Raw genomic sequence first — 19532 nt, forward strand, 5'->3', positions numbered from 1 at the left:
TCGCGCGTTATCTGCTCGATAAGCAGATCCTGAATTTTTCATGCACTTTTCAAGGGGAATTGTGAAGAATCTTGTGAAGGCGTTCATCGTGGCCGGTGCCGCGGTGGCGGCGTTGGCTGTTCCGGGTGTCGCGATGGCTGCTCAGGACGGTGCCGCGGCGCCGTCGACCAGTGTCGGCGTAGCGGATGTCAAGAGTCGTTGGTGCGGACACAACTACGATAGCTGTGTCCGCGAGCGGAGCAACTTCGCCCGATATTACAAGGTTGGGCCGCTCCAGTACTTTCCTGTCGATCCCAGTTGTGCGGGTATCTGCTACAACGGCTACAAGTTCGATTATTGGAACAAGTAATTAAGGCGACGGTGGGGCGCTTCGGCGCCCCACCGTGTTTCCCGTGCCGGGCCGGTTGAGCCCCTGTCGTGACCCATCGGGACCGAGGTCGGCTCGATCCCGTCGTCGGGACGATCGTCGGTGGAAACAGCGCTGTAACGTCTCGGTGCTGTGCTTGCCGCCGGATGAGTGGCAATATGCGTGCTCTCGACACATGGGAACTACAAGGAGTGACGACGTGGCCCGATTCAAAGCGCTCGCCCTGATCCCGGCGCTCGCCCTAACCGCGGGTGCGTTGTCCGCGTGCGGCGAGGAAGGCGGAACCGCGGCCGGCGGCGTCCAGCTCGTCGCCTCCGGCAAGGTCACCACCTGCACGCACCTGCCCTACCAGCCGTTCCAGGTCAAGCAGGGGGACAAGATCGTCGGCTTCGACGTCGACCTGGTCGACCTGGTCGGCAAGAAGCTGGGTGTCGAGCAGAGCATCGTCGACATCGCCTTCGAGAACATCGAGTCCGGTGAATCGATGAACAGCGGACAGTGCGATCTCGCCGCCGCCGGGATGACGATCACCGACAAGCGCAAGGAGAAGTTCGACTTCTCCGACCCGTACTTCGAGGCGACCCAGGCGCTGCTGGTCAAGACCGGCTCGCCGATCAAGGATCTGTCGAACGTCGCCGGCAAGAAGATCGGTGTCCAGTCGGCCACCACCGGCGCCGACTACGCCAAGGAGAAGGCCGCCGGCGCGGAGATCGTCACCTTCGACGACCTCGCGCTGCTGGAGCAGGCCGTCAAGAACGGCACGATCGACGCGGGCGTCAACGACAACGGCGTGCTCTACGACTTCGCGAAGACGAACCCGGACACGACGGTCGTCACCGAGTTCAAGACGAACGAGTTCTACGGCATCGGCGTGAAGAAGGGCAACAGCGCCCTGCTCGGCCAGATCAACGAGGTGCTCAAGGCGTCCGCGGCGGACGGCTCCTACGCGCAGATCTACCAGAAGTGGTTCGGCAAGGCGCCGACCTGGCAGCCGGGCAGCCCGACCGCCGGTTGATAATCCGTCTCCTGTGGCCGGTGCCCAGCGCACCGGCCACAGGTTTGTCGCCACCTGTTTGAGGAGAGAAATGGCTCTGAGCCGCCGCCAGCGACGTTCGGCCTTCCGGACCGGGCAATACGTCCTGCTGCTGGTGATCGTCATCGTGCTCGCACTGCTGGCCGACTGGGGCAAGATCGGCAAGGCGTTCTTCGATCTCGAAGTCGCCGCCAACCAGTTCCCCGAAGTCATCACCGTCGCACTGAAGAACACCATCGTCTTCACCGCACTGGGCTTCGCGCTCGGTCTCGGACTGGGCCTCCTGCTCGCCCTCATGAGACTTTCCTCGGTCGCCCCGTACCGCTGGGTGGCGCGCGGGTACATCGAGTTCTTCCGCGGCCTGCCCGCGCTGCTGATCTTCATCGCCGTCGGCATCGGCGTGCCGACGGCCTTCAACACGAACCTGCCGCGCAACATCGCGATCATGCTGGCGCTGGGTATCGTGTCGTCCGCGTACATGGCGGAGACCATTCGCGCGGGTATCCAGGCGGTGCCGCGCGGACAGGTCGAAGCCGCGCGTTCGCTCGGCATGTCACCCGCGCGCACGATGATCACCGTCGTGATCCCGCAGGCGTTCCGGATCATCCTGCCGCCGCTGGCCAACGAGCTGATCATGCTGACGAAGGACTCTTCGCTGGCGTTCCTGCTCGGCACCACGCCGTTGCAGCAGGAGCTGGCGCAGTTCAGCCGTCAGGCGCTGATCCAGGCCAGGGGGCTGACGCCGGTCGTCGTCGCCGGGCTGTGTTATCTGGTCATCACGATCCCGCTGTCGATCCTGCAGCAGCGGCTCGAAAAGAAATACGGGGCCGGAGTGCCCGGCGGAGGAACGGTATGAGCACCCAGACGATCGTCGAGGTTTCGGGACTGCACAAGGCGTTCGGCGAACTCGAGGTACTCAAGGGCATCGACCTGCAGGTCGCCCGCGGTCAGGTCGTCTGCATCATCGGCCCGTCCGGTTCGGGCAAGTCGACGCTGTTGCGCTGCGTCAACCTCCTCGAGGAACCGCAGCAGGGCAAGATCGTGGTCAACGGCAGCGAGATCACCGACCCGGACGTCGACATCGACGGCGCACGCACGAAGATCGGCATGGTCTTCCAGTCGTTCAACCTCTTCTCACACCTGAGCGTGCTCGACAACCTGACTGTCGCACAGCGCAAGGTTTTGAAGCGCGGCAAGGAAGAGGCGGAGCGCGTCGCGCGGGACAACCTCGCGAAGGTCGGCCTGGCGGAGAAGGAGAAGTCGCTGCCGACGCAGCTGTCCGGTGGACAGCAGCAGCGGGTCGCGATCGCCAGGGCGCTGTCGATGAACCCGGACGTCATGCTGTTCGACGAACCGACGTCGGCGCTCGACCCCGAACTCGTCGGTGACGTCCTCGCGGTCATGCGGCAGCTCGCGCATGAGGGCATGACGATGCTCGTCGTCACGCACGAGATGCAGTTCGCCCGCGAGGTGGCCGACATCGTGCTGTTCATGGACGGCGGCGTCGTCGTGGAGCAGGGCGCGCCGGATCAGGTCATCGGCGACCCGCAAGAGGAACGCACGAAGACGTTCCTCTCACGGGTGCTCAACCCCAACCACCAGGGCTAACGGCCCCGGAGCTGCGACTCCAGCTGGACCACCTTCGAAGCGATTTCGTGCGGCCCGGCGCCCATGAGGCTCACCCAGCCCTTGGCGTCCGGGCCGAACACGACGCGGCCCTGCTCGGTGTCCATCCAGCCCGGTGGCCGCTCGACGCGTTTCCGGTTGCCGCCACCGTCACGGATGGCGACGTACAGCCTCCCGAAGAAGGTGTACGGGGACCGGATCCACTGGAGAACCTTCTTGGCGTCGCGGATGCTGGGGCTGGCGCCCGTCAGCATCTCGCCCTTCATGAGGACCTGCAGGTCGGCTTCCGAGCAGTTCAGCGACGGCGTGCGCGCGCCGGGTGCCTCGGGAAGCAGGCCGGTGAAATCCTGCGGGAGCGTGTCTGGCCGGGTCGGTGTCAGGTAGACGACCTTGTCGACCAGGACGACAGTGAGCGCTTCGCGGCCACTGCCCGCGGCGCGAACGGTCCGTTCGCGCCCGTCCGACTTCACCCACGAGTAGTACTCGACCGCCGGCCGCTGCAGGAAACGCAGTGTGTCGAGGAATTCGTCGTCGATCCGGCCGCGCCGGAGCAGTCCTTGTCTGTCCAATTCGGACTGCGCGGTGGCGGCCAGCTCACGGCGTTCCTCGGGCAGGTACCACTGCGCACCGCGGACGAGCGTCGGGTGGATGTCGCCGAGATTGTGTTGGTCCAGCAGGGTTTCGTACGTCTGGAGCGTCAGTTCGACGGGTTTCTGGAGCACGCTACGCCCCGATCACCGGTGGAACCGGCTTGTCACCGTCGTAGCCGCCGAACAGGGAGTCGCCGTCCTCTTCCTGCAGCGTGATCTTGCGCTGGTGCTCCTCGTCCTCGCCACCTTTGCCGCCCTTGCCGGCGCCCATGCCGCCGCCACCCATGCCCGGCGAGCCGGGACGGCCCGCCGCCGCACCGCCCGCCGGTGTCCCGCCCGGTCCGCGCATCGCGCCCTCGCCGGGCATACCGGTGCCGACGCCGCGACCGGGCCCCATGCTGCCCGGACCGCCCGTCGAGCCACCCGGCCCGAAGCCGCCTCCGGGCCCGAATCCGCCGCTGAACCCACCCGTGCCCGGGCCGAATCCACCGCCGCCGCCACCACCGGGACCACCGCCCGGTCCGCCGTTTCCGGGCCCGAAGGGTGGCCGGAACTCACCCGGCCGCATCCCGGGCGGGGTCTTCACCGAGGAGAGATCGGTCCCGTCGTTCGGCCGCCGGACCGGTTGCTGCGGGGGCTGCGGCATCCTCGGCGGCTGCGGGATCTGCGGCGGCCGCGGCGCCTGGTACCCCTCGGCTCCCGGTGGCGCGGAGTACGAACTCGGGCCGCCGGTGTACCCACCGGGAGGCCCACTGTGCCGCCCGCCGGAGTCGCCGTGCCCGCCGGTGAACCCGCTGACCTTCGTCCCGGGATCGATCGGATCCGCCGTGATCGGCCCCGCCGAGACGTTCGGATCGTGCGCGGCCGGGTAAACCGGCGCGAGCGACTGCTGCCGCGGCTGGGTGCTCTGGTAGTACGGCTCGTAGATCTCGACGTTGTGCTTGGTGTCCGAGTCGAACTTCGCGGCGGCGATCTCGTCGTCACTCGCCCCGATGGACAGGATGTCCCCGGGCCCGTTGTCCCCGGCGCGCTCCTTCTCCACCGGGCGGACATTGCCGCGCGTGTAATGGAAAGAGGCGTTCTGGTCGTACATCGACTGGCGGGCGCGGTCCATGTTCTCGCCCGCGACCTTGGAAGTCGCGATGAGCGGTGCGAGGCCCGCTGCTCCGCTGTCGGCCGCTTTGCCCTTCCAGAACGAACTCAACGCCGTCTGGCTGTTGGTCATCGCCTTGGTGATGTCCTCGTGGATCACGAGGAGCTTGTGAGACGAGACCTGTGCCCTGTCGAGGGTTTCCGTCGTCGCGGGGTTGGCGTTGAGCTTGGTGAAGATCTCCCAACCGCTGTAGGTCATCGCCTATGCCCCCTTGAGGTTCTTGATAGCCGCGGCTGCGACCTTCGTCGCCATCCCACACGGATCGGAGAACGAAGGGTGGTCGCTGCCTAGTCGCGGAATGACCGTGTAGACGAGGTCGTTCCGAACGCCGACGGCGAGTGTGCAGGTCCCTGGTCCTTCTCCGCCGTTCGCATAGACAACGGCCGGGTAACCAGAAACTTGTTCGACTGGCTTGAAGGTGGTCAACCCGCCGGTCGCGTTTTGAGCGTAGAGAGAACTAAGGCCTTCTTTGTTGCCGGCAACAAGCCCTGCGCTGACAGTGTTCGCTCCTTTTGCGAAGATCCATGCGCAAGCTTTGCCGGCAGTCATCACTTCTTGTTCGGAGTGCTCGACCTTGCCTCCGACGGACTCGACCTCGGCAGTAGGGATGGCTGCGCACGGGTCGGACTCGAACTGTGCGGTGTTAGTGATCGGGCTCGCTACAGCGGGCGCTCCGTTCGTGGGAAGCCCCGATGAAGGGGGCACGCTCGTCGGAGTAGGAGTGACGGCCTTCTGGTCACTGCAGCCACCGAGAAGCGCCATCGAGCTCAGTGCCGCGATGGTAAGGAACGTGGCCTTGGATCGCATCAGTCGATCTTTCCAATCTGACGTAGCGCGTCGATCGCAGCTTGGTCCTGCTCTTGGTAGGCAGTCCGGATTTGGATCAAAGTGTCGACATAGGAACGGGTGTACTGCTCGGAACCTTTGAGAAAGTTCTTGTATTCGGCGCCGGACTTGTTCGCTGCCGCTACGTAGCCCTGACTGCCGACCTCATCGCCTGGCGGTTTTATCTGATCCAGCCACACGGCTTCGTTCTGAGCACGTCGAAAGTCGTTCTTGATGCAGTCCTCGAGAGACTTGATTACGGCGTCCATGGCGGCAGGATCGAACTCCCAGCCACCGTTCGCCGACGCGGCCGCGAAGTCGGCCTTTGCCTGGCCGCTGCCCAGCTCGCCGTAGTTCGGCGGCGGGCCCGGCGGTGGCGGCGCTGCGGCGGCGCCCGGAATCATCCCTGAGCCGGGCGGCGGTGCCTGCGGCCCCGGCCCGTTGATCTGGTCGTAGACCCCCTGGGGGCCGCTTCCCGGTCGTGTCATGTCGTGCCTCCCCGCACGGGCCGCGATGGGGCGCGGCCTACCCGTAGTTCACCACTGACTCCAACCGGTGACGATAGCAGCAGGTAGGTCGCTGATCAGCTTCTTCGTGAAAGATCACCATCGAAAGATGGGACGATCAACGTGTCTGGTCTGAAAGAGGGCATTTGTCCGGTCAGGGCAGCTGCTCTCGGCCCTGCTACCAGCGGAAGAAGGCGCTCTGGTCGAACATGGATTGGCTGGCGCGGTCCGTGTTCTCGCCCGTGATGAGCGGTCATTGCGCCGCCTTGAGCTGCTGAATGGCGAGCATGCCGAGCTTGGTGGCCATTCCGCACGGGTCGGATCGGTTCGGGTCGCCGGTCCCAGGAGTCGCGACGATCATGTACATGAGGTCGTTGCGGACTCCGACAGCGAGGTTGCAGACGTAGCTGCGTTCGCCGCCGTTCGCGAAGACCACCGAGGGATAGCCGTCGATCGCCTCCGACGGTTTGAACGTCGTGAGGCCGCTGCCCTGCGCGTTCAACGCGTACATGATGACTCAGACCATCACGCTCACCGGTGTTCATTCCCGCGCTGATCGTGCCCAGCCCGTCGGCGAACACCCATGTGCAGGCCTTGCCGGAGGACAGGTCATCCACCCGGGATCGGTCCACCGTGCCGCCACCGAAGGATTGGACCTGATCGCTTTTCACAACACCGCAGGGATCTGTTTCGGCAGCAGCGGTGTCCAGGGGCTTGTCGATGTTCGGCGCACCGGCCCGCGGCAACGAAGTCGACTGCTCGACGGGTGACGAAGGGGCAGGTGTCGTCGGGTTGCCTTTGCCGGGGTCGCTGCACGCGCTGACAAGCAACGCTGCCGTCGCCAAAACGAAAAGAGCCGAACGTGATCCCATTCAAACTGCCCTTCCAACGTTGTGAATGGCGTCCAGGACGGCATGGCCCTGTCACTGGTACGCGAGGTGAGCGGGGCGCGGCCTTCTGCTCCGGCGTCGGCGGCCCTGGTTTCCGCCGGTCAGCTTGGCGAGGATCTACCAACCACTGCCGGTCCTCGCCTAAGCGTCTTTGAGCTTCTTGATCGCCGCGGAAGCGACCTTGGTGGCCAAGCCGCAGGGATCCGACAACATGGGATTGCCAGTGGTCAGGAGTGGCGTGACCGTGTAGGTGAGATCGTCGCGAACGCCCACGGCGAGCACGCATCGTCCCTTTCCTTCTCCGCCGTTGTCATAGACGACGCCCGGGTATCCTTCGATCGAGTCGATCGGCTTGAAAGTGGACAGCCCACCCTGCGCGTGTTTTGCGTAGAGGCTGCTCAGCCCGTCCTTGTTGCCAGGTAGAAGGCCCGCGGTCACGCTGCTCGGGCCCGCTTCGAAGATCCAACCGCAGCTTTTACCAAAGGTCCCGTCGTCGACCTCCGTTTTTTCGACCTTTCCACCGATTTCCTCGATCTGCGTGGTGGCCACCGTGCTACAGGGATCTGATTCGGCCTGGGCGGTATTCAGAATCGGGTTCGTCACGGCAGGGGCGCCGTTGGCCGGGAGCCGGACAGAGGTAGGTGCTGTCGGAGCGGCTGAGGTCGCATTGCCCGTCTTCGGATCGCTGCATGCGCTGAGAAGCAGCAGGGTTCCCACCGCGGTCACGGACACGAGCTTCCTAGCGTGGTGCATCAGTCGGCCTTCCCGATCCGGCGGAGCGCCGATGGAGTTTCTGCTTGGGTCATGGGACCGCCTTCAAGCGTTGGATCGCCAACTCGGCGAGTTTCACGCTGGTACCGCAGGGGTCGTTGTAGGCAGGGCTGTCGTCGAACAAGGCGGTGACCACCGTGTACATCATGTCGTCACGAATTCCGACAGCCAGGTTGCAATTGCCCGCGCCTTCACCGCCGTTCGCGAAGACGACGGCCGGATAACCGGCGATGTCGGGCAAGGGCTTGAACGTCGTGACACCGCTGCCCTGTTGCTTGAGAGAGTAGAGATGGCTCAAGCCTTCAGGCTGACTGACGTTCAGGCCGCCGTTGATCGAGCCCGCGAGATCGGCGAGGATCCACGAGCAGGTCGGGCCGCCCGCGATCTGTTCCACTTTGGAGCTTTTCACCTTCCCCGCGAGGCCTTCGATCTCCGTGTCGGTCGCGGCGCTACAGGGTTCGTTTGCGAGCATTTCCGACTTCAAAGGGGATTTCACTTTGGGTGCTCCCGAGCGGGGGAGGGCAGTGGTGTCGGAATTGGGTATCGAAGGCTCGGTCTTACCGCCGGTTTCCCCGGTGCAGCCGGCAGTGAGCACACAGGCCGCAGCCAGAATGGAGACGAGTCGAAAGCGCATTCGGATAGCCTTCCCAAGAAAACTGAGAGCGTCGTAGGTCATTGGACCGCCTTCAAATGCTGGATTGCGAACTCGGCGATCTTCACGCTCAAGCCGCACGGGTCGTCCAGGTAGGGGTTGCCGCCCCGCAGTTGTGTGACCAGGACGTATGTCATGTCGTCACGGAGGCCCACCGCGAGCTGGCAAGCGCCTTGGCCTTCGCCGCCGTTCGCGTACTCGACTGCCGAGTGTCCGGCGATATCCTGCAGGGGTTTGAACGTCGTGACGCCGCTACCTTGCGCTTTGAGGGCATACAGGTGACTTAGGCCGTCGGGCTGACTGACGTTCAGCGCACCACTCACGTCGCCGGCGAACCCCGCGAAGATCCAGGCGCAACCGCGTCCTCCTGCGATGTCCTCGGCCTCGGCACTTTGGAGCGCACCCCCGACGCTTTCGACCTCGGTCTTGGAGGCGGCACCGCAAGGATCCGTGGCCAGCAAGTCGGTCTTCAGCGGGCTTTGCACCGCCGGGGCACCTGCTCGCGGTAGGCCCGCGGACGAGGTCGGTGCAGGAGCGGGATTCCCCGAGGTCTTGTCACCGTTGCAAGCCGTCGCGAACAGTAAAGTCGTGCAGGTGATCGTCGCGGCGATGATGAGCCGTCGCATTCTGAGGGCCTTTCCTGTTTTCACTTGTCGGGTATCGACCCGTTTCGCCTGATCAGGACTTCTTGAGGTGCTTGATCGCCGCTGCCGCGACCTTTGTCGCCATCCCGCAAGGGTCTGCGAAGGAAGGGTGGTAATCGCTCAGGCGCGGGATAACGGTGTAGACGAGGTCGTCTCGAACACCGACGGCGAGAGTGCAGGTTCCTCTGCCTTCGCCGCCGTTGGCGAAGATGACCGCTGGGTATCCGGCGACCGGATCGACCGGTTTGAAGGTGGTGAGGCCACCAGTCGCACTCTGCGCGTACAGGGCGCTTAGGCCGTCCTTGTTTCCGGTGACGAGTCCAGCACTGACGGTGTTCGGCGAATTTTGAAAGACCCAGGAGCAGGCGTTCCCCATGGTCAAGTCCTCGAGACGGGAATTCTTGATCTTGCCGCCGATCGCCTCGATCTCGGCCGTGGGGACAGCGCTGCACGGGTCCGCCTCGAACGCCGCGGTGGCGGTGATCGGCTCAGTCACCGCAGGCGCCCCATCGGACGGAAGCCGCGCCGAGGGCGGTGCGCTCGTCGTCGCGGTGCCGGCCACCTGCGTGGCGCAACCACCGGCCAAGAGCGATACCGCAGCCGCCAAGAGCATGAAACGCTTCATGTCGTGCCTCCCCGCACGGGTCGCGAAGGGCGCGACCTACCCGTAGTTCCCCTATGACTCCGGTAAGTGACCGTAGCAGCGGACGGTCGCGCGGGCGGCAAGTCGGGTCAAGATCACCGATACGGCCTGGTACGGAACCCGCGGTGGCCGTTCTGCCGTCGCGGTGTGGTGGCAGGTTCAGGTCTGATGCCCTGGCCCACTTGCGAATCCCCGGTGTGATCGGCTTCGCTGGTGACCGGGGAACGACGGGGAGGGAAGCGAGACGATGCCGGGCTTTCGGCGCAACAACGGGCCGCGCGATCCGGGGGAAGGCGAAACGAACGGTGACGCGACGCTGCCGCCGCTCGACCCGTTCGACCCGAATCCTGACAAGCGCTACGAGGTCCCGGCGTCCGAGTTGATGAAGCCGGGGACGACCGGCCTGCTGCGGTGGCGCCGCCAGGCGACCAACGCGCCGATCGTGCAGGTCGAGGACGCCTACATCACCGGGACGCTCGATCTGCGCGCGGCCGACATCAAGTATCTGTTCCGGTTCGAGCGGTGCCGGTTCGAGCATCCGCCGGACGTCCGCGAGGCGCATCTGCTCGGGCTCGTGTTCCGCAAGTGCTGGCTGCCCGGGCTCAAGGCGCGCAATCTCCGTACCCGCAACGACGTCCGCCTCATCCGCAGTGTCGTGCACGTCGACGGCGAGCACGAGATCGAGGAGACCACGGTCCAGCGTGGCGACGATCGCGAGCGCGGGATGCCGAACGCGGCGGTCAACCTCACCGACGCGGTCATCGAGGGCTCGGTCGTGCTGACCCGCACGGTGATCACTCATCCGCGCGGCAAGGCGATCCAGGCCGACCGGGTCAACATCGTCGGCGCGTTGCTGGCGTATCGGTTGGTGGCCAACGGAGAAGTCCGCATCCCGGGTATGCGGGCAGGCGGTAACGTCAACTTCTCCGGTGCGACGCTGAACAACCGGGACGGCTTCGCGCTCAACGGGAACGGGATCCACATCGGCGGCAGCCTGCTGTGCGAAGTGGACAACTACGGGCCCGCCGCGCAGCGGAAACGCTTCTCCGCCAGTGGGATCATGTTCCTGCCGAGCGCCACTGTGGACAGTGACATCATTTTGCGTGAGGCCAAGCTCTCGGTGAACCAGGCCGGGCCGATCGTCGTCGACGCGTGGAAGTCGAACGACCCGTACCTCGACCCGCGGCCGGCGCTGGTCGCGGATCGCTCGACGATCAAGGGGAACATCGAGCTGAGCGACGGTATGCAGGCGACCGGGACGCTGCGGATGGTCAACGCCCGGATCGGCGGTTCGCTGCGCCTGGCAGGCGCCGAGGTCCAGGTCGTCCGAGGGCAGACCATTCCCTACTACGATCGCGCGATCCACCTCGACGGCACGACGATCGGCGGCGACCTCGAGGCGACGAGCCTGCGCGTGCCGTCCGGGCAGTTGCGCATGGCCGACATCACCGTCGGCGGCAACGTGCTGGCGTGGAACTCGATGTTCCTGCACCCGCGCCGCGACGTCTTTTCCGCGCGGCGCGCGAAGATCGCGGGCAACTTCCAGCTCACCGACGCGACCGTCCAGGGCACCTTGCGACTGCAAGGCGCCGAGATCGGCGGCAGCGTGAACCTCTTCGGTACGAGTTTGACCGAGCCCGGTGCCCGCACCCGCACCAGCTACTCACTCGACGTCCGCACCGCGCGGATCGGCCGGGACCTGATCCTCACCGAGAACAAGGAACGCCCGTTCGTCGCGCAGGGCGGGGTCAACCTCGATGGCGCGCAGGTCGCGCGGCGCGTCGACTTCCGCGGCGCGCGGCTCGGTTCCTTGCCGCAGCACGGGATCGCGCTCGACGGCAGCGATGTCTCGGCCGACGAATTCCTGCTCACGCCCGGTGTCCCGCCGGACGGCCGGATCGTCCTGCGGCGCGCGCATTGCGGGACGCTGGGCGACAACGAGGCGTTCTGGGCGTCGACGGCGGGGATCGAGCTGGAGGATTTCCGGTACGACGCGCTGCAGGAGGACATCGCGCTCGACGACGACCGGGCGATCGACCATCGGATCGTGTTGCTGCGCAAGGCGATGGACGGGTATCGCCCGGGACCGTACGACCAGCTGGCGGCGACGCTGCGCGAGTCCGGAAATGAAGAGCACGCGTCCACGGTGCTGCTGAAGAAGCAGCAGTTCCGGTACGTGGCGCTCGCGAAGGGCTTCAAATTCTTCGGGCCTGGCGTGCACGTGTGGAGCTGGTTGCAGCGGTCGATGGTCGGTTACGGCTTCCGCCCGGTGCGCGCGCTCGGCTGGCTGCTGACGCTGCTCGTGCTCGGCAGCCTGTGGTTCGGGCTCGGTACCGACGACTGCGTCACCAATCCCAATCTCACGGTGAGCGGGCCGCGGTGCCTGGTCAACCAGGACGACACCGGCCTGCAGTGGAACCCGGTGCTGTACACGATCGACCTCCTGGTCCCGATCGTCGACTTCGGCAACAAGTCGCGCTGGTACATGCACGGCATGGACAACTGGGTCGCGGCCGGGTTCACCGCGTCGGGCTGGGTGCTGGCGACGACGGTCGCGGCCGGGATAAGCCGCATGCTCCGGAGGGACAACTGAGGGTATTTCACATACCCTCAGTACGGAGGTATGTCATGACTGAACCCAGCGCCACCGGCAAGATCACGATCGCCGCCCCGCCCGCGAAGGTGTACGCCCTGGTCAGTGACCCGGGCGTGCTCGCGGGCATGGCCGAGGAGTACGAGGGGCACCGCTGGGTCGGTGCCGCGAAGGGGGCCGCGGTCGGCGCCAAGTTCCGCGGCCGCAACCGCAACGGGATCCGTCGCTGGAGCACCTTGTCGACGATCACCGACGCCGACGAGGGCAGGCGGTTCGCGTTCGAGGTGACCACGGTCGCCGGGCTTCCGGTCGCGCGCTGGCAGTACGACATCGAGGCGTCGGACGACGGGTGCGTGGCCGTGGAGAGCACGTGGGACCGGCGGCCGGGCTGGCTGCGCGGGCCGACGTCGCTGTTCACCGGGATCTGGAAGCGGGACGACGCCAACCGGGCGAACATCGCCGCGACGCTGGCCCGGCTGAAGGCCGCCGCCGAATCCTGACCCCTACCACCACTTTCCCGAATCGCGAAAATAGCGAGGGACCTTTGCTATCGCCGGGGGCACATTTGGTGACGCCCGACGCGGCGAATGACCACATGTAGTGGCGCAGAACCGCGAACTCAAGGCATGAACGGTCCGTTCATTCCACGAACCGCGACCAGAACTCGACGGGCCGCGGCCCGCCCGCCGGAGGTGGGCCCAGCGGCTCGTCGCCGAAGTCGTGCCGCAGGTACCCCCGCAGGTCGTAGCCGTAATAGACGATGTCGGTCTGGTACACCGAAAACACCGGATATCCCGTGCTCCCGGCGATCCCGGGCAGATACCGATGCCCGCAGACGGGCACGAGCTGCGGCACTCGCGCGAGGTGCGAGCGGGCTCGCGAAAGCGCGTCGGCCAGGTCGATCGGGCGCATGCCCCAGTCCGGCAGCCAGAAGTTGTTGTGTTCGACGTCGTACAGCACCCCGTCGACCGGCCAGTCCAGCCGTTTCCGCAGCTGGTCGGGGTTGCCGCAGCGCCAGTCCGGCCAGCGGTCGCCGATCGGCACCCCGGCGGACAGGAAGGTCCGGTGGTCGGCGGCGAACCGGAAGCCGAAACGTGCTTCGACGTCGTCGAGCTCGGCCTCGCTCAACCCGGGACGCACGGGTTCGGCCAAGCTCGCCTGGAGGTCGTGTGCCTCCTCGATGGTGAAGGCGTGCTCAACAGTGGACATGTGTTCGAGCGTAAATTGCGCACCGCGCAAGCGCCTTCTCTTTTAACGCCGGCCGAGCGCGGCGGCGAAAACGGGATGAAGAGCGCACCGTCCCGGCGGTAGCGTCCGGGATCGTGAGCTTCGAAGACGACCCGGCCGACGGCTGGTTCCCCGAGAGCGTCGCCACGGCCTACGACGACCCAGGCGGCGACGCGGTCGAGGTCACGATCGGCGACATGACGACCACGCGGGTGGCGGGCGAGTTTCGCTGGTCTTCCTGGTGTTCAACACGATCGGCAACGTGACCACCCAGGACGGCCAGGTCGACGTCTTCCGCAACGCGGCGGCGCATCTGCGGCCCGGCGGCCTGTTCGTCGTCGACGTGGGCCTGCCGGACCTGCGCCGCATGCCGCCCGGGCAGGACGTCGTCCCCTTCGCGATGGACCACGACGCCGGCTACGTCGGGTTCGACCAGTACGACGTGGTCACGCAGCGGTTCACCTCGAACCACGTGACCGTGTCACCGGACGGGACGGGGCGGTTCCGCCGCATCCCCTTCCGCTTCGTCTGGCCCGCCGAGCTGGACCTCATGGCCCGGATCGCCGGAATGCGCCCGAAGCACCGCTGGGCGGATTGGGCCCGTTCGGACTTCACCGCCGAGAGCACGGGGCACGTATCGGTCTGGGAGAAGGTCTCTCATCACCCACATGAGGCTCCTCCTCTGGGGTGAGCTCGCCCTCTCAACGCCTGGACGACGGAACAGAGCGGCGACCCGTGTAGTTCACTCATGGCGTGACTTCTCCACGAACGCAGTCCCGCGTGCGGGCGCCCGAGCTCGCCGGTGACGGGTGGCTCAACACCGGCGGCGAACGGCTCACGCTGGCCGGGCTGCGCGGCCGCGTCGTCCTGCTGGACTTCTGGACCAGCGGCTGCGTCAACTGCCTGCACGTGCTGGACGAACTGCGCCCGCTGGAGGCCGAGTTCGCCGACGTCCTGGTGACCATCGGCGTGCATTCGCCCAAGTTCCTGCACGAGGGCGAGGCGGCCGCGATCGAGGCCGCCGTGCGCCGCTACGAGGTGCACCACCCGGTCCTCAACGACCCCAAGATGGCCACCTGGTCGCAGTACGCGGTCAAGGCGTGGCCGACGCTGGTCGTCGTCGACCCCGAGGGGTACGTCGTCCACGTCGCCGCCGGTGAGGGGCACGCCGAGGCGCTGCGCCGGGTGATCGCCGACCTCGTCGCGACCCACGAGGCCAAGGGCACGCTCCGCCGCGGCGGCAGCCCGTACGTCCCGGCCGAGGAGCAGCGCGCCGAACTGCGTTTCCCGAGCAAGGCCGTCACCACCGCCGAGGGCCGGATCCTGGTCGCCGACACCGGCAACCACTCCATCGTCGAGTTCGCGTCCGACGGCGAGACGATCATCCGCCGCTTCGGCAGCGGCGCCCGCGGCGCGCAGGACGGACCGTTCGACCTGGCGAGTTTCACCGAGCCGTCCGGGATCACCCTGCTGCCGTACGAGGTCGCGGAGCGAGCGGGCTACCACGCCGTCGTCGCCGACACCGCCGGTCACCGGCTGCGCGGCATCGACCTGATCACCGGCGAGGTCTCCACGGTCGCCGGCACCGGCCGCCAGTGGCGCGACGGTGTCGACACCGGCAAGGCGCTCGACATCGACCTCACGAGCCCCTGGGACGTCGCCTGGTGGGGGCCCGCGGGCGGGGTCGTGGTCGCCATGGCCGGCAACCACACGTTGAGCGTGTTCGAGCCGGTCTCGGGCACCATCCGCCGCTTCGCCGGTACGACGGTCGAAGGCCTGCGAGACGGCGACGTCCACGAAGCGTTCTTCGCGCAGACGTCCGGCCTCGCGCCCGACAGGCAGAAGCTGTGGCTCGCGGACGCGGAGACGTCGGCGCTGCGCTGGATCGAGCCCGAGGGCGAGACGTTCACCGTGCACACGGCGGTCGGCGTCGACCTGTTCTCGTTCGGCCACGTCGACGGACCGGCCGATCAGGCGCTCCTGCAGCATCCGCTCGGCCTCGCCGTGCTGCCCGGCGACACCATCGCGATCGCCGACACCTACAACGGCGCGGTCCGCCGCTACGACCCGTTCACCCGCCGGGTGACCACGCTGGCGACAGGGCTCGCGGAGCCGTCCGGCCTGCTGGTGCACGACGGAGAACTGCTGGTCGTCGAGTCGGCGGGCAGCCGGATCGGGCCGGTGCCGCTCGGCGAGCAGGCCGTGGCCGGGGACGCGCACGCGGTCCGCCGCCCGCCGACCGTGCTCGCGCCGGGTGAGCTGGAGTTCTCCGTCGTCTTCACCCCGCCGCCCGGCGAGAAGCTCGATGACCGTTTCGGCCCGTCGACGCGGCTGGAGATCAGTGCTTCCCCGCCGGAACTGCTCGCCGAAGGCGCGGGGGTCGGCACGGACCTGTTCCGCAAGCTCCGCTTCGCCGAGGGAGCCACCGGAGGTGTCCTGCAGGTCGTCGCGCAGGCCGCGAGCTGTGACGACGGGGGCGAGCATCCCGCCTGCCGCATCACCCGGCAGGACTGGGGTGTGCCGGTGCGGTTCGAAAACGGTGGAGAAAGCGCGCTGAGCCTGGTCATGGCGGGGGACCCGGGAAAGTAGAGTCTCACCTGTGTCAGACGGGCCGAAACTCGAAATTCAGATGCTGCAGGACAGGGTGCTCGTGAAGCTGTCCCCCGAGGACGGGGAGCGCCGGAGCTCCGGCGGCATCGTCATCCCCGCCACCGCGCAAGTGGCGCGACGGCTGGCGTGGGGTGATGTACTGGGCGTGGGCAACAGTGTGCGGAACGTCAAGACCGGCGACCGCGTGCTGTTCAACCCGGAGGACCAGCACGAGGTCGAGATCCAGGGCGAGGGACACCTGGTGATGAGGGAGCGGGACATCCACGCCGTGGCGACCGAGCGGACCGAACACGGCACGGGGTTGTACCTGTAGCTCCAGCCCGTGGGAGGGGTGGTGAGAGTTGGTACGCGATGACCACGAAGAGCCGGGCACCGACCTGTTCACCGACGAACTCCTCCCGGACCCGGACGAAGCTCCGGAAAACGACGAAGGCCTGGTAGACGAGCTCTTCCAAGGCGACAGGGTGGTGCATCCGCCATCCACGCCCGCGTCGAGGTTCCGCAAGGGGCTCGGCAAGGCCCTCATGGCCGCCGGGGTGCTCATGGGCCTGTTCGTGCTCGCGTACGCGGCCGATCTGATCGTCAGCGCCGGGGACGTCCCGCGTGGCGTCACCGTCGCGGGGATCGACGTCGGCGGCCTCACGCACAAGGCGGCCGAGTCGAAGCTTCGCCGTGAGCTGGAGCCGAGGCTGATCGAGCCGGTGCGGGTGCGGGCGGGTGACGTCCACACGGTCCTGTACCCGACGTCGTCCGGTCTCGGCCTGGACTGGCCGCAGACGCTGGGCCGCGCCGGTCACCAGCCGCTGAGCCCGTACACGCGGCTGATGTCGTTCTTCACCAGCCGCGAGGTCGGCGTCGTCACCTGGACGGACGCGCCGAAGCTCGAAAAGACCGTCTCCGACCTCGCCGCGGCGCAGCTGAACCGTCCGCCGATCGAAGGTGACATCACCTTCCGGCCCATCGCGGGCACCGACGGCGGAATCGCCGCGGCCGCGGTCGAACCGCGGGCGGGCCAGACACTCGCCGACCTGAAGGCCGCGGTCACCGCGGTCACCGACGGCTGGCTGAGCGACGGCGGTGTCGAGCTGAAGGTGAACGTCGCGCCGGTGAAGGCGAACTCGCCGGGCGTGCACGCGGCGCTCGACAAGATCGTCACCCCGGCGGTCGCGAAGCCGCTCCTGATCCGCGGCGAAGGCAAGGACGCGACGCTGAAACCGGACGCGATCGCGGGGTCCTTCCAGTTCGCCGCGCGCGACGACGGCAACCTCGAAGTCCGCATCGACCAGGGAAAACTCCGGGCCGCGGCGCAGCCGCAGCTCAAGGACACCGAGACCGACGGCGCGGACGCGCAGATCGTCTTCGTCGGTGACAGGCCCGCGGTGCAGCCGTCGAAGGACGCGAGGAAGGTCAACTGGGACCTCACGTTCTCCACGCTGACCACGACGCTCGCCAAGAGCGAGGACCGTGAGCTGAAAGCGGTCTACGACGCCAGCAGCCCGGTCGTCAGCACCGACGCGGCGAACGTCCTCGGCATCAACGAGGTCATCGGCGAGTTCACCACGTCCGGCCTGAGCGGGCCGGCGATGACGAACGTGCAGGCGCTGGCCGGCCGTGTCTCCGGTGCCATCGTGAAACCGAACGAGACGTTCAGCCTCGGCGCGCGGTCCGGGGCGAGGACGGCCGACGCGGGTTACGTCCCAGCACCGGCGAACGAGGACGGCACCGGACCGGTCGTGGTCGGCGGCGGCGTCTCGCAGCTCGCGACGACGCTCTACAACGCCGCGTACCTGGCCGGGCTGGCCGACGGCGGGCATCTGGAGCACGACCACTACCTGGACCGCTATCCGGGCGCGCGCGACGTGAAGGCGATCAACGACGACGGTTCGCCCGTCGAGATGCAGATCGTCAACGACGCCCCGACCGGCATCGCGATCCAGGTGATCCCCGCGAACGGCTCGGTGACCGTGCGGATCTGGGGCACGAAACGCTTTTCGGTCCAGAGCGTCGGCGGCGAGCGGCATTCCTACGTTCCCCAGCCGGTGCGGGTCGGATCGGGTCCCGGCTGCGTGCCGGATCCCGGTGCCGCCGGGTTCGGCACCTCGGACACCCGCGTCCTCGTCGACGTCGTCACCGGCACGGAGGTCCGCCGGGAGACGCGGAACGCGACCTACTCGCCGCGTGCCGCGGTCATCTGCGGCTGAGCCTCACCGCAGCACCATGCAGCCGCGGGCCTCGAAGTCCGCGAGCCATGGCGGCTCCCGGAGGTCCTTGTTCCACCGCAGATCCAGTTTGTCCAATTTGGACAGCCGAGTGAGAGAGGACGGCAGCGAGACGAGCCGGTTCTCGCGCAGGTCCAGCTGGCGCAATTCGCTCAGCTCGCCGATCGAGGAAGGCAAGGACGTCAGCCGGTTCTTCCGCAGATGCAGCTCGCGCAACGTGGAAAGCGTGCCCAGCGATTCCGGGATTTCGGTCAACCCGTTGCCGTACAGCCGAAGTTCTCGAAGCGCGGTCAGTCCGGAGAGGTCTTCCGGCAGCTTCGAGATGCGATTGTCCGTGCACCCCAGGTACTTCAGCCGCCCGAGCGAGCACAGCGCGACCGGGAATTCGGTCAGCTCGTTGTCGCTCACGTAGAGGTATTCCGTCAGCCCGGCGAGCTCGCCGAGCTCGTCCGGGAGGGCCGTGAGCTCGTTGTGCCCCAGGTCCAGCGTGTGCAGCCGCCGCAGGGCGCCGATCGCGGGCGAGACGGAGGTCAGCCGGTTCGTGGCCAGGTTCAGCACCCGGAGCCCGGTGAGCGACCACAGGTCGTCGGGAACGGAGGTCAGCCGGTTGTCGTAGAGGTCCAGGTATTCGAGCGATGCCGGGAGCGGGACACCGGACAGGGAGGTCAGCCCCTGGCCACTGAGTTCGAGTCGAGTGGTCACAGGGGCCGACCGTAGCCCTCGTCAGCTCGGGTCAGGTCGAGGCGTGATGCCCGCCCTTGACCTTCGCGTAGATCGCGGACGCGGCGATCACACCGACGACCGCGGCGCCGACCTGGAAAGCGTGCCGGATCCAGTCGATGCCCGGGGTGTCGCGGACCCCGAACACGCCGGCCAGCCAGTTGCCGATGAAGGCGGCGACGATACCGACGACGATCGTCAGCCACATCGGGATCTTCTGATCGCCGGACGCGAGCATCCGGCCGATGACACCGAGGATCAGCCCGACCACGATCGTGGTGATGATGCCCCAAAGGCCACCCAACATGGTTCCTCCTTCGCTGGAGAATCAGTTGGTACCAACGGTGACACCGAAACCGGCTCGTCGCGCCTCGATACCCCTTTCCGGGTGAACCCGCGGCCGTGAACGCTCTCAAAACGCGAGAAGCCCCCTCCGCGAGGAGGGGGCTTCTCGTCACGAAAT

Annotated in this window: 21 protein-coding genes and 2 pseudogenes; 10 read left to right on the plus strand and 13 right to left on the minus strand. The window is 67.0% G+C overall.

Annotation, left to right across the window (positions count from 1 at the left end):
• The first annotated feature begins 61 nt into the window (after window positions 1-61).
• The 4 genes from IE302_RS21655 to IE302_RS21670 all read left to right on the plus strand — a co-directional run bounded on the left by IE302_RS21655 (window position 62) and on the right by IE302_RS21670 (window position 3008).
• The gene (locus IE302_RS21655; RefSeq protein WP_191256339.1) at window positions 62-349 is read left to right on the plus strand and encodes a hypothetical protein; all 288 of its coding nucleotides are present in this window, start codon (window positions 62-64) and stop codon (window positions 347-349) included.
• 217 nt (window positions 350-566) lie between these two features.
• Window positions 567-1382: a basic amino acid ABC transporter substrate-binding protein gene (locus IE302_RS21660; protein WP_191256340.1), complete on the plus strand. Its 816-nt coding sequence runs from the start codon at window positions 567-569 to the stop codon at window positions 1380-1382.
• Window positions 1383-1452: 70 nt separating this feature from the next.
• Window positions 1453-2256: an amino acid ABC transporter permease gene (locus tag IE302_RS21665; RefSeq protein ID WP_191256341.1), complete on the plus strand. Its 804-nt coding sequence runs from the start codon at window positions 1453-1455 to the stop codon at window positions 2254-2256.
• Window positions 2253-3008, plus strand: coding sequence for an amino acid ABC transporter ATP-binding protein (locus IE302_RS21670; protein ID WP_308436910.1), 756 nt, complete (start codon window positions 2253-2255; stop codon window positions 3006-3008). Before IE302_RS21665 ends, IE302_RS21670 begins: the two co-directional genes overlap by 4 nt.
• On the opposite strand, the gene IE302_RS21675 is transcribed toward IE302_RS21670, so the two are convergent.
• The 10 genes and pseudogenes from IE302_RS21675 to IE302_RS21715 all read right to left on the minus strand — a co-directional run bounded on the left by IE302_RS21675 (window position 3005) and on the right by IE302_RS21715 (window position 9682).
• Window positions 3005-3748 (minus strand): ESX secretion-associated protein EspG, encoded by a 744-nt coding sequence (locus IE302_RS21675; protein ID WP_191256342.1) that lies wholly within the window; start codon window positions 3746-3748, stop codon window positions 3005-3007. The two genes, IE302_RS21670 and IE302_RS21675, sit on opposite strands and share 4 nt — an antisense overlap.
• Window position 3749: 1 nt before the next feature.
• Window positions 3750-4967 (minus strand): hypothetical protein, encoded by a 1218-nt coding sequence (locus IE302_RS21680; RefSeq protein WP_191256343.1) that lies wholly within the window; start codon window positions 4965-4967, stop codon window positions 3750-3752.
• A 3-nt stretch (window positions 4968-4970) separates the two neighbouring features.
• Entirely contained in the window at window positions 4971-5576 is a 606-nt protein-coding gene (locus IE302_RS21685; protein ID WP_191256344.1) for a DUF3558 domain-containing protein, read from the minus strand.
• A complete protein-coding gene (locus IE302_RS21690; protein ID WP_191256345.1) occupies window positions 5576-6082 on the minus strand; it encodes a hypothetical protein in 507 nt (168 codons plus the stop codon). Before IE302_RS21690 ends, IE302_RS21685 begins: the two co-directional genes overlap by 1 nt.
• A gap of 271 nt (window positions 6083-6353) precedes the next feature.
• On the minus strand, window positions 6354-6611 hold the full coding sequence (locus IE302_RS42795; RefSeq protein ID WP_229907892.1) for a DUF3558 family protein: 258 nt from the start codon (window positions 6609-6611) through the stop codon (window positions 6354-6356).
• Window positions 6612-6636: 25 nt separating this feature from the next.
• Window positions 6637-6972: pseudogene (locus IE302_RS42800) on the minus strand (DUF3558 family protein); the annotation flags it as partial.
• 159 nt (window positions 6973-7131) lie between these two features.
• Complete coding sequence (locus IE302_RS21700) at window positions 7132-7716, minus strand: DUF3558 domain-containing protein (protein ID WP_229907893.1); 585 nt, start codon at window positions 7714-7716, stop codon at window positions 7132-7134.
• Between the two features lie 76 nt (window positions 7717-7792).
• Window positions 7793-8437, minus strand: coding sequence for a DUF3558 domain-containing protein (locus IE302_RS21705; RefSeq protein ID WP_229907894.1), 645 nt, complete (start codon window positions 8435-8437; stop codon window positions 7793-7795).
• Window positions 8434-9039 (minus strand): DUF3558 domain-containing protein, encoded by a 606-nt coding sequence (locus IE302_RS21710; protein ID WP_191256347.1) that lies wholly within the window; start codon window positions 9037-9039, stop codon window positions 8434-8436. The genes IE302_RS21705 and IE302_RS21710 overlap by 4 nt, the downstream gene beginning before the upstream one ends.
• A gap of 52 nt (window positions 9040-9091) precedes the next feature.
• On the minus strand, window positions 9092-9682 hold the full coding sequence (locus tag IE302_RS21715; protein WP_229907895.1) for a DUF3558 domain-containing protein: 591 nt from the start codon (window positions 9680-9682) through the stop codon (window positions 9092-9094).
• A gap of 265 nt (window positions 9683-9947) precedes the next feature.
• Between IE302_RS21715 and IE302_RS21720 the strand changes: the two genes are divergently transcribed.
• Window positions 9948-12293: an oxidoreductase gene (locus IE302_RS21720; protein WP_191256348.1), complete on the plus strand. Its 2346-nt coding sequence runs from the start codon at window positions 9948-9950 to the stop codon at window positions 12291-12293.
• Window positions 12294-12328: 35 nt separating this feature from the next.
• Window positions 12329-12793, plus strand: a complete 465-nt coding sequence (locus tag IE302_RS21725) for an SRPBCC family protein (protein WP_191256349.1) — start codon at window positions 12329-12331, stop codon at window positions 12791-12793.
• A 139-nt stretch (window positions 12794-12932) separates the two neighbouring features.
• Here IE302_RS21725 and IE302_RS21730 read toward each other — a convergent pair whose 3' ends face one another.
• Window positions 12933-13502 carry a hypothetical protein gene (locus IE302_RS21730; protein ID WP_191256350.1) on the minus strand — a complete coding sequence of 190 codons (570 nt, stop codon included), beginning with the start codon at window positions 13500-13502 and terminating at the stop codon, window positions 12933-12935.
• A 113-nt stretch (window positions 13503-13615) separates the two neighbouring features.
• Here IE302_RS21730 and IE302_RS21735 point away from each other — a divergent pair.
• The 4 genes and pseudogenes from IE302_RS21735 (at window position 13616) to IE302_RS21750 (ending at window position 18331) form a co-directional block, all read left to right on the plus strand.
• Window positions 13616-14211, plus strand: a pseudogene (locus IE302_RS21735) (class I SAM-dependent methyltransferase).
• An 89-nt stretch (window positions 14212-14300) separates the two neighbouring features.
• A complete protein-coding gene (locus tag IE302_RS21740) occupies window positions 14301-16109 on the plus strand; it encodes an NHL domain-containing thioredoxin family protein (protein ID WP_191256900.1) in 1809 nt (602 codons plus the stop codon).
• Window positions 16110-16149: 40 nt separating this feature from the next.
• On the plus strand, window positions 16150-16443 hold the full coding sequence (locus IE302_RS21745) for a GroES family chaperonin (protein WP_061981779.1): 294 nt from the start codon (window positions 16150-16152) through the stop codon (window positions 16441-16443).
• A 28-nt stretch (window positions 16444-16471) separates the two neighbouring features.
• Window positions 16472-18331 (plus strand): VanW family protein, encoded by a 1860-nt coding sequence (locus IE302_RS21750; RefSeq protein ID WP_191256351.1) that lies wholly within the window; start codon window positions 16472-16474, stop codon window positions 18329-18331.
• A gap of 3 nt (window positions 18332-18334) precedes the next feature.
• On the opposite strand, the gene IE302_RS21755 is transcribed toward IE302_RS21750, so the two are convergent.
• Both IE302_RS21755 and IE302_RS21760 read right to left on the minus strand, forming a co-directional pair.
• Window positions 18335-19051, minus strand: coding sequence for a leucine-rich repeat domain-containing protein (locus IE302_RS21755; RefSeq protein ID WP_191256352.1), 717 nt, complete (start codon window positions 19049-19051; stop codon window positions 18335-18337).
• A 31-nt stretch (window positions 19052-19082) separates the two neighbouring features.
• Window positions 19083-19376, minus strand: coding sequence for a GlsB/YeaQ/YmgE family stress response membrane protein (locus tag IE302_RS21760; protein WP_191256353.1), 294 nt, complete (start codon window positions 19374-19376; stop codon window positions 19083-19085).
• Window positions 19377-19532 lie beyond the last annotated feature (156 nt).

This window comes from Amycolatopsis oliviviridis, from assembly GCF_014654365.1.
Lineage (GTDB): Bacteria > Actinomycetota > Actinomycetes > Mycobacteriales > Pseudonocardiaceae > Amycolatopsis > Amycolatopsis oliviviridis.

What these genes read in the sequence shown, in the direction of transcription:
- IE302_RS21720 (WP_191256348.1), top strand. Translation starts at nt 9,948, where the DNA reads ATGCCGGGCTTTCGGCGCAACAACGGGCCGCGCGATCCGGGGGAAGGC.
- IE302_RS21760 (WP_191256353.1), bottom strand. Translation starts at nt 19,376, where the DNA reads ATGTTGGGTGGCCTTTGGGGCATCATCACCACGATCGTGGTCGGGCTG.
- IE302_RS21730 (WP_191256350.1), bottom strand. Translation starts at nt 13,502, where the DNA reads ATGTCCACTGTTGAGCACGCCTTCACCATCGAGGAGGCACACGACCTC.
- IE302_RS21745 (WP_061981779.1), top strand. Translation starts at nt 16,150, where the DNA reads ATGCTGCAGGACAGGGTGCTCGTGAAGCTGTCCCCCGAGGACGGGGAG.
- IE302_RS21710 (WP_191256347.1), bottom strand. Translation starts at nt 9,039, where the DNA reads ATGCGACGGCTCATCATCGCCGCGACGATCACCTGCACGACTTTACTG.
- IE302_RS42795 (WP_229907892.1), bottom strand. Translation starts at nt 6,611, where the DNA reads ATGTACGCGTTGAACGCGCAGGGCAGCGGCCTCACGACGTTCAAACCG.
- IE302_RS21715 (WP_229907895.1), bottom strand. Translation starts at nt 9,682, where the DNA reads ATGAAGCGTTTCATGCTCTTGGCGGCTGCGGTATCGCTCTTGGCCGGT.
- IE302_RS21665 (WP_191256341.1), top strand. Translation starts at nt 1,453, where the DNA reads ATGGCTCTGAGCCGCCGCCAGCGACGTTCGGCCTTCCGGACCGGGCAA.
- IE302_RS21690 (WP_191256345.1), bottom strand. Translation starts at nt 6,082, where the DNA reads ATGACACGACCGGGAAGCGGCCCCCAGGGGGTCTACGACCAGATCAAC.
- IE302_RS21670 (WP_308436910.1), top strand. Translation starts at nt 2,253, where the DNA reads ATGAGCACCCAGACGATCGTCGAGGTTTCGGGACTGCACAAGGCGTTC.
- IE302_RS21705 (WP_229907894.1), bottom strand. Translation starts at nt 8,437, where the DNA reads ATGACCTACGACGCTCTCAGTTTTCTTGGGAAGGCTATCCGAATGCGC.
- IE302_RS21680 (WP_191256343.1), bottom strand. Translation starts at nt 4,967, where the DNA reads ATGACCTACAGCGGTTGGGAGATCTTCACCAAGCTCAACGCCAACCCC.
- IE302_RS21685 (WP_191256344.1), bottom strand. Translation starts at nt 5,576, where the DNA reads ATGCGATCCAAGGCCACGTTCCTTACCATCGCGGCACTGAGCTCGATG.
- IE302_RS21725 (WP_191256349.1), top strand. Translation starts at nt 12,329, where the DNA reads ATGACTGAACCCAGCGCCACCGGCAAGATCACGATCGCCGCCCCGCCC.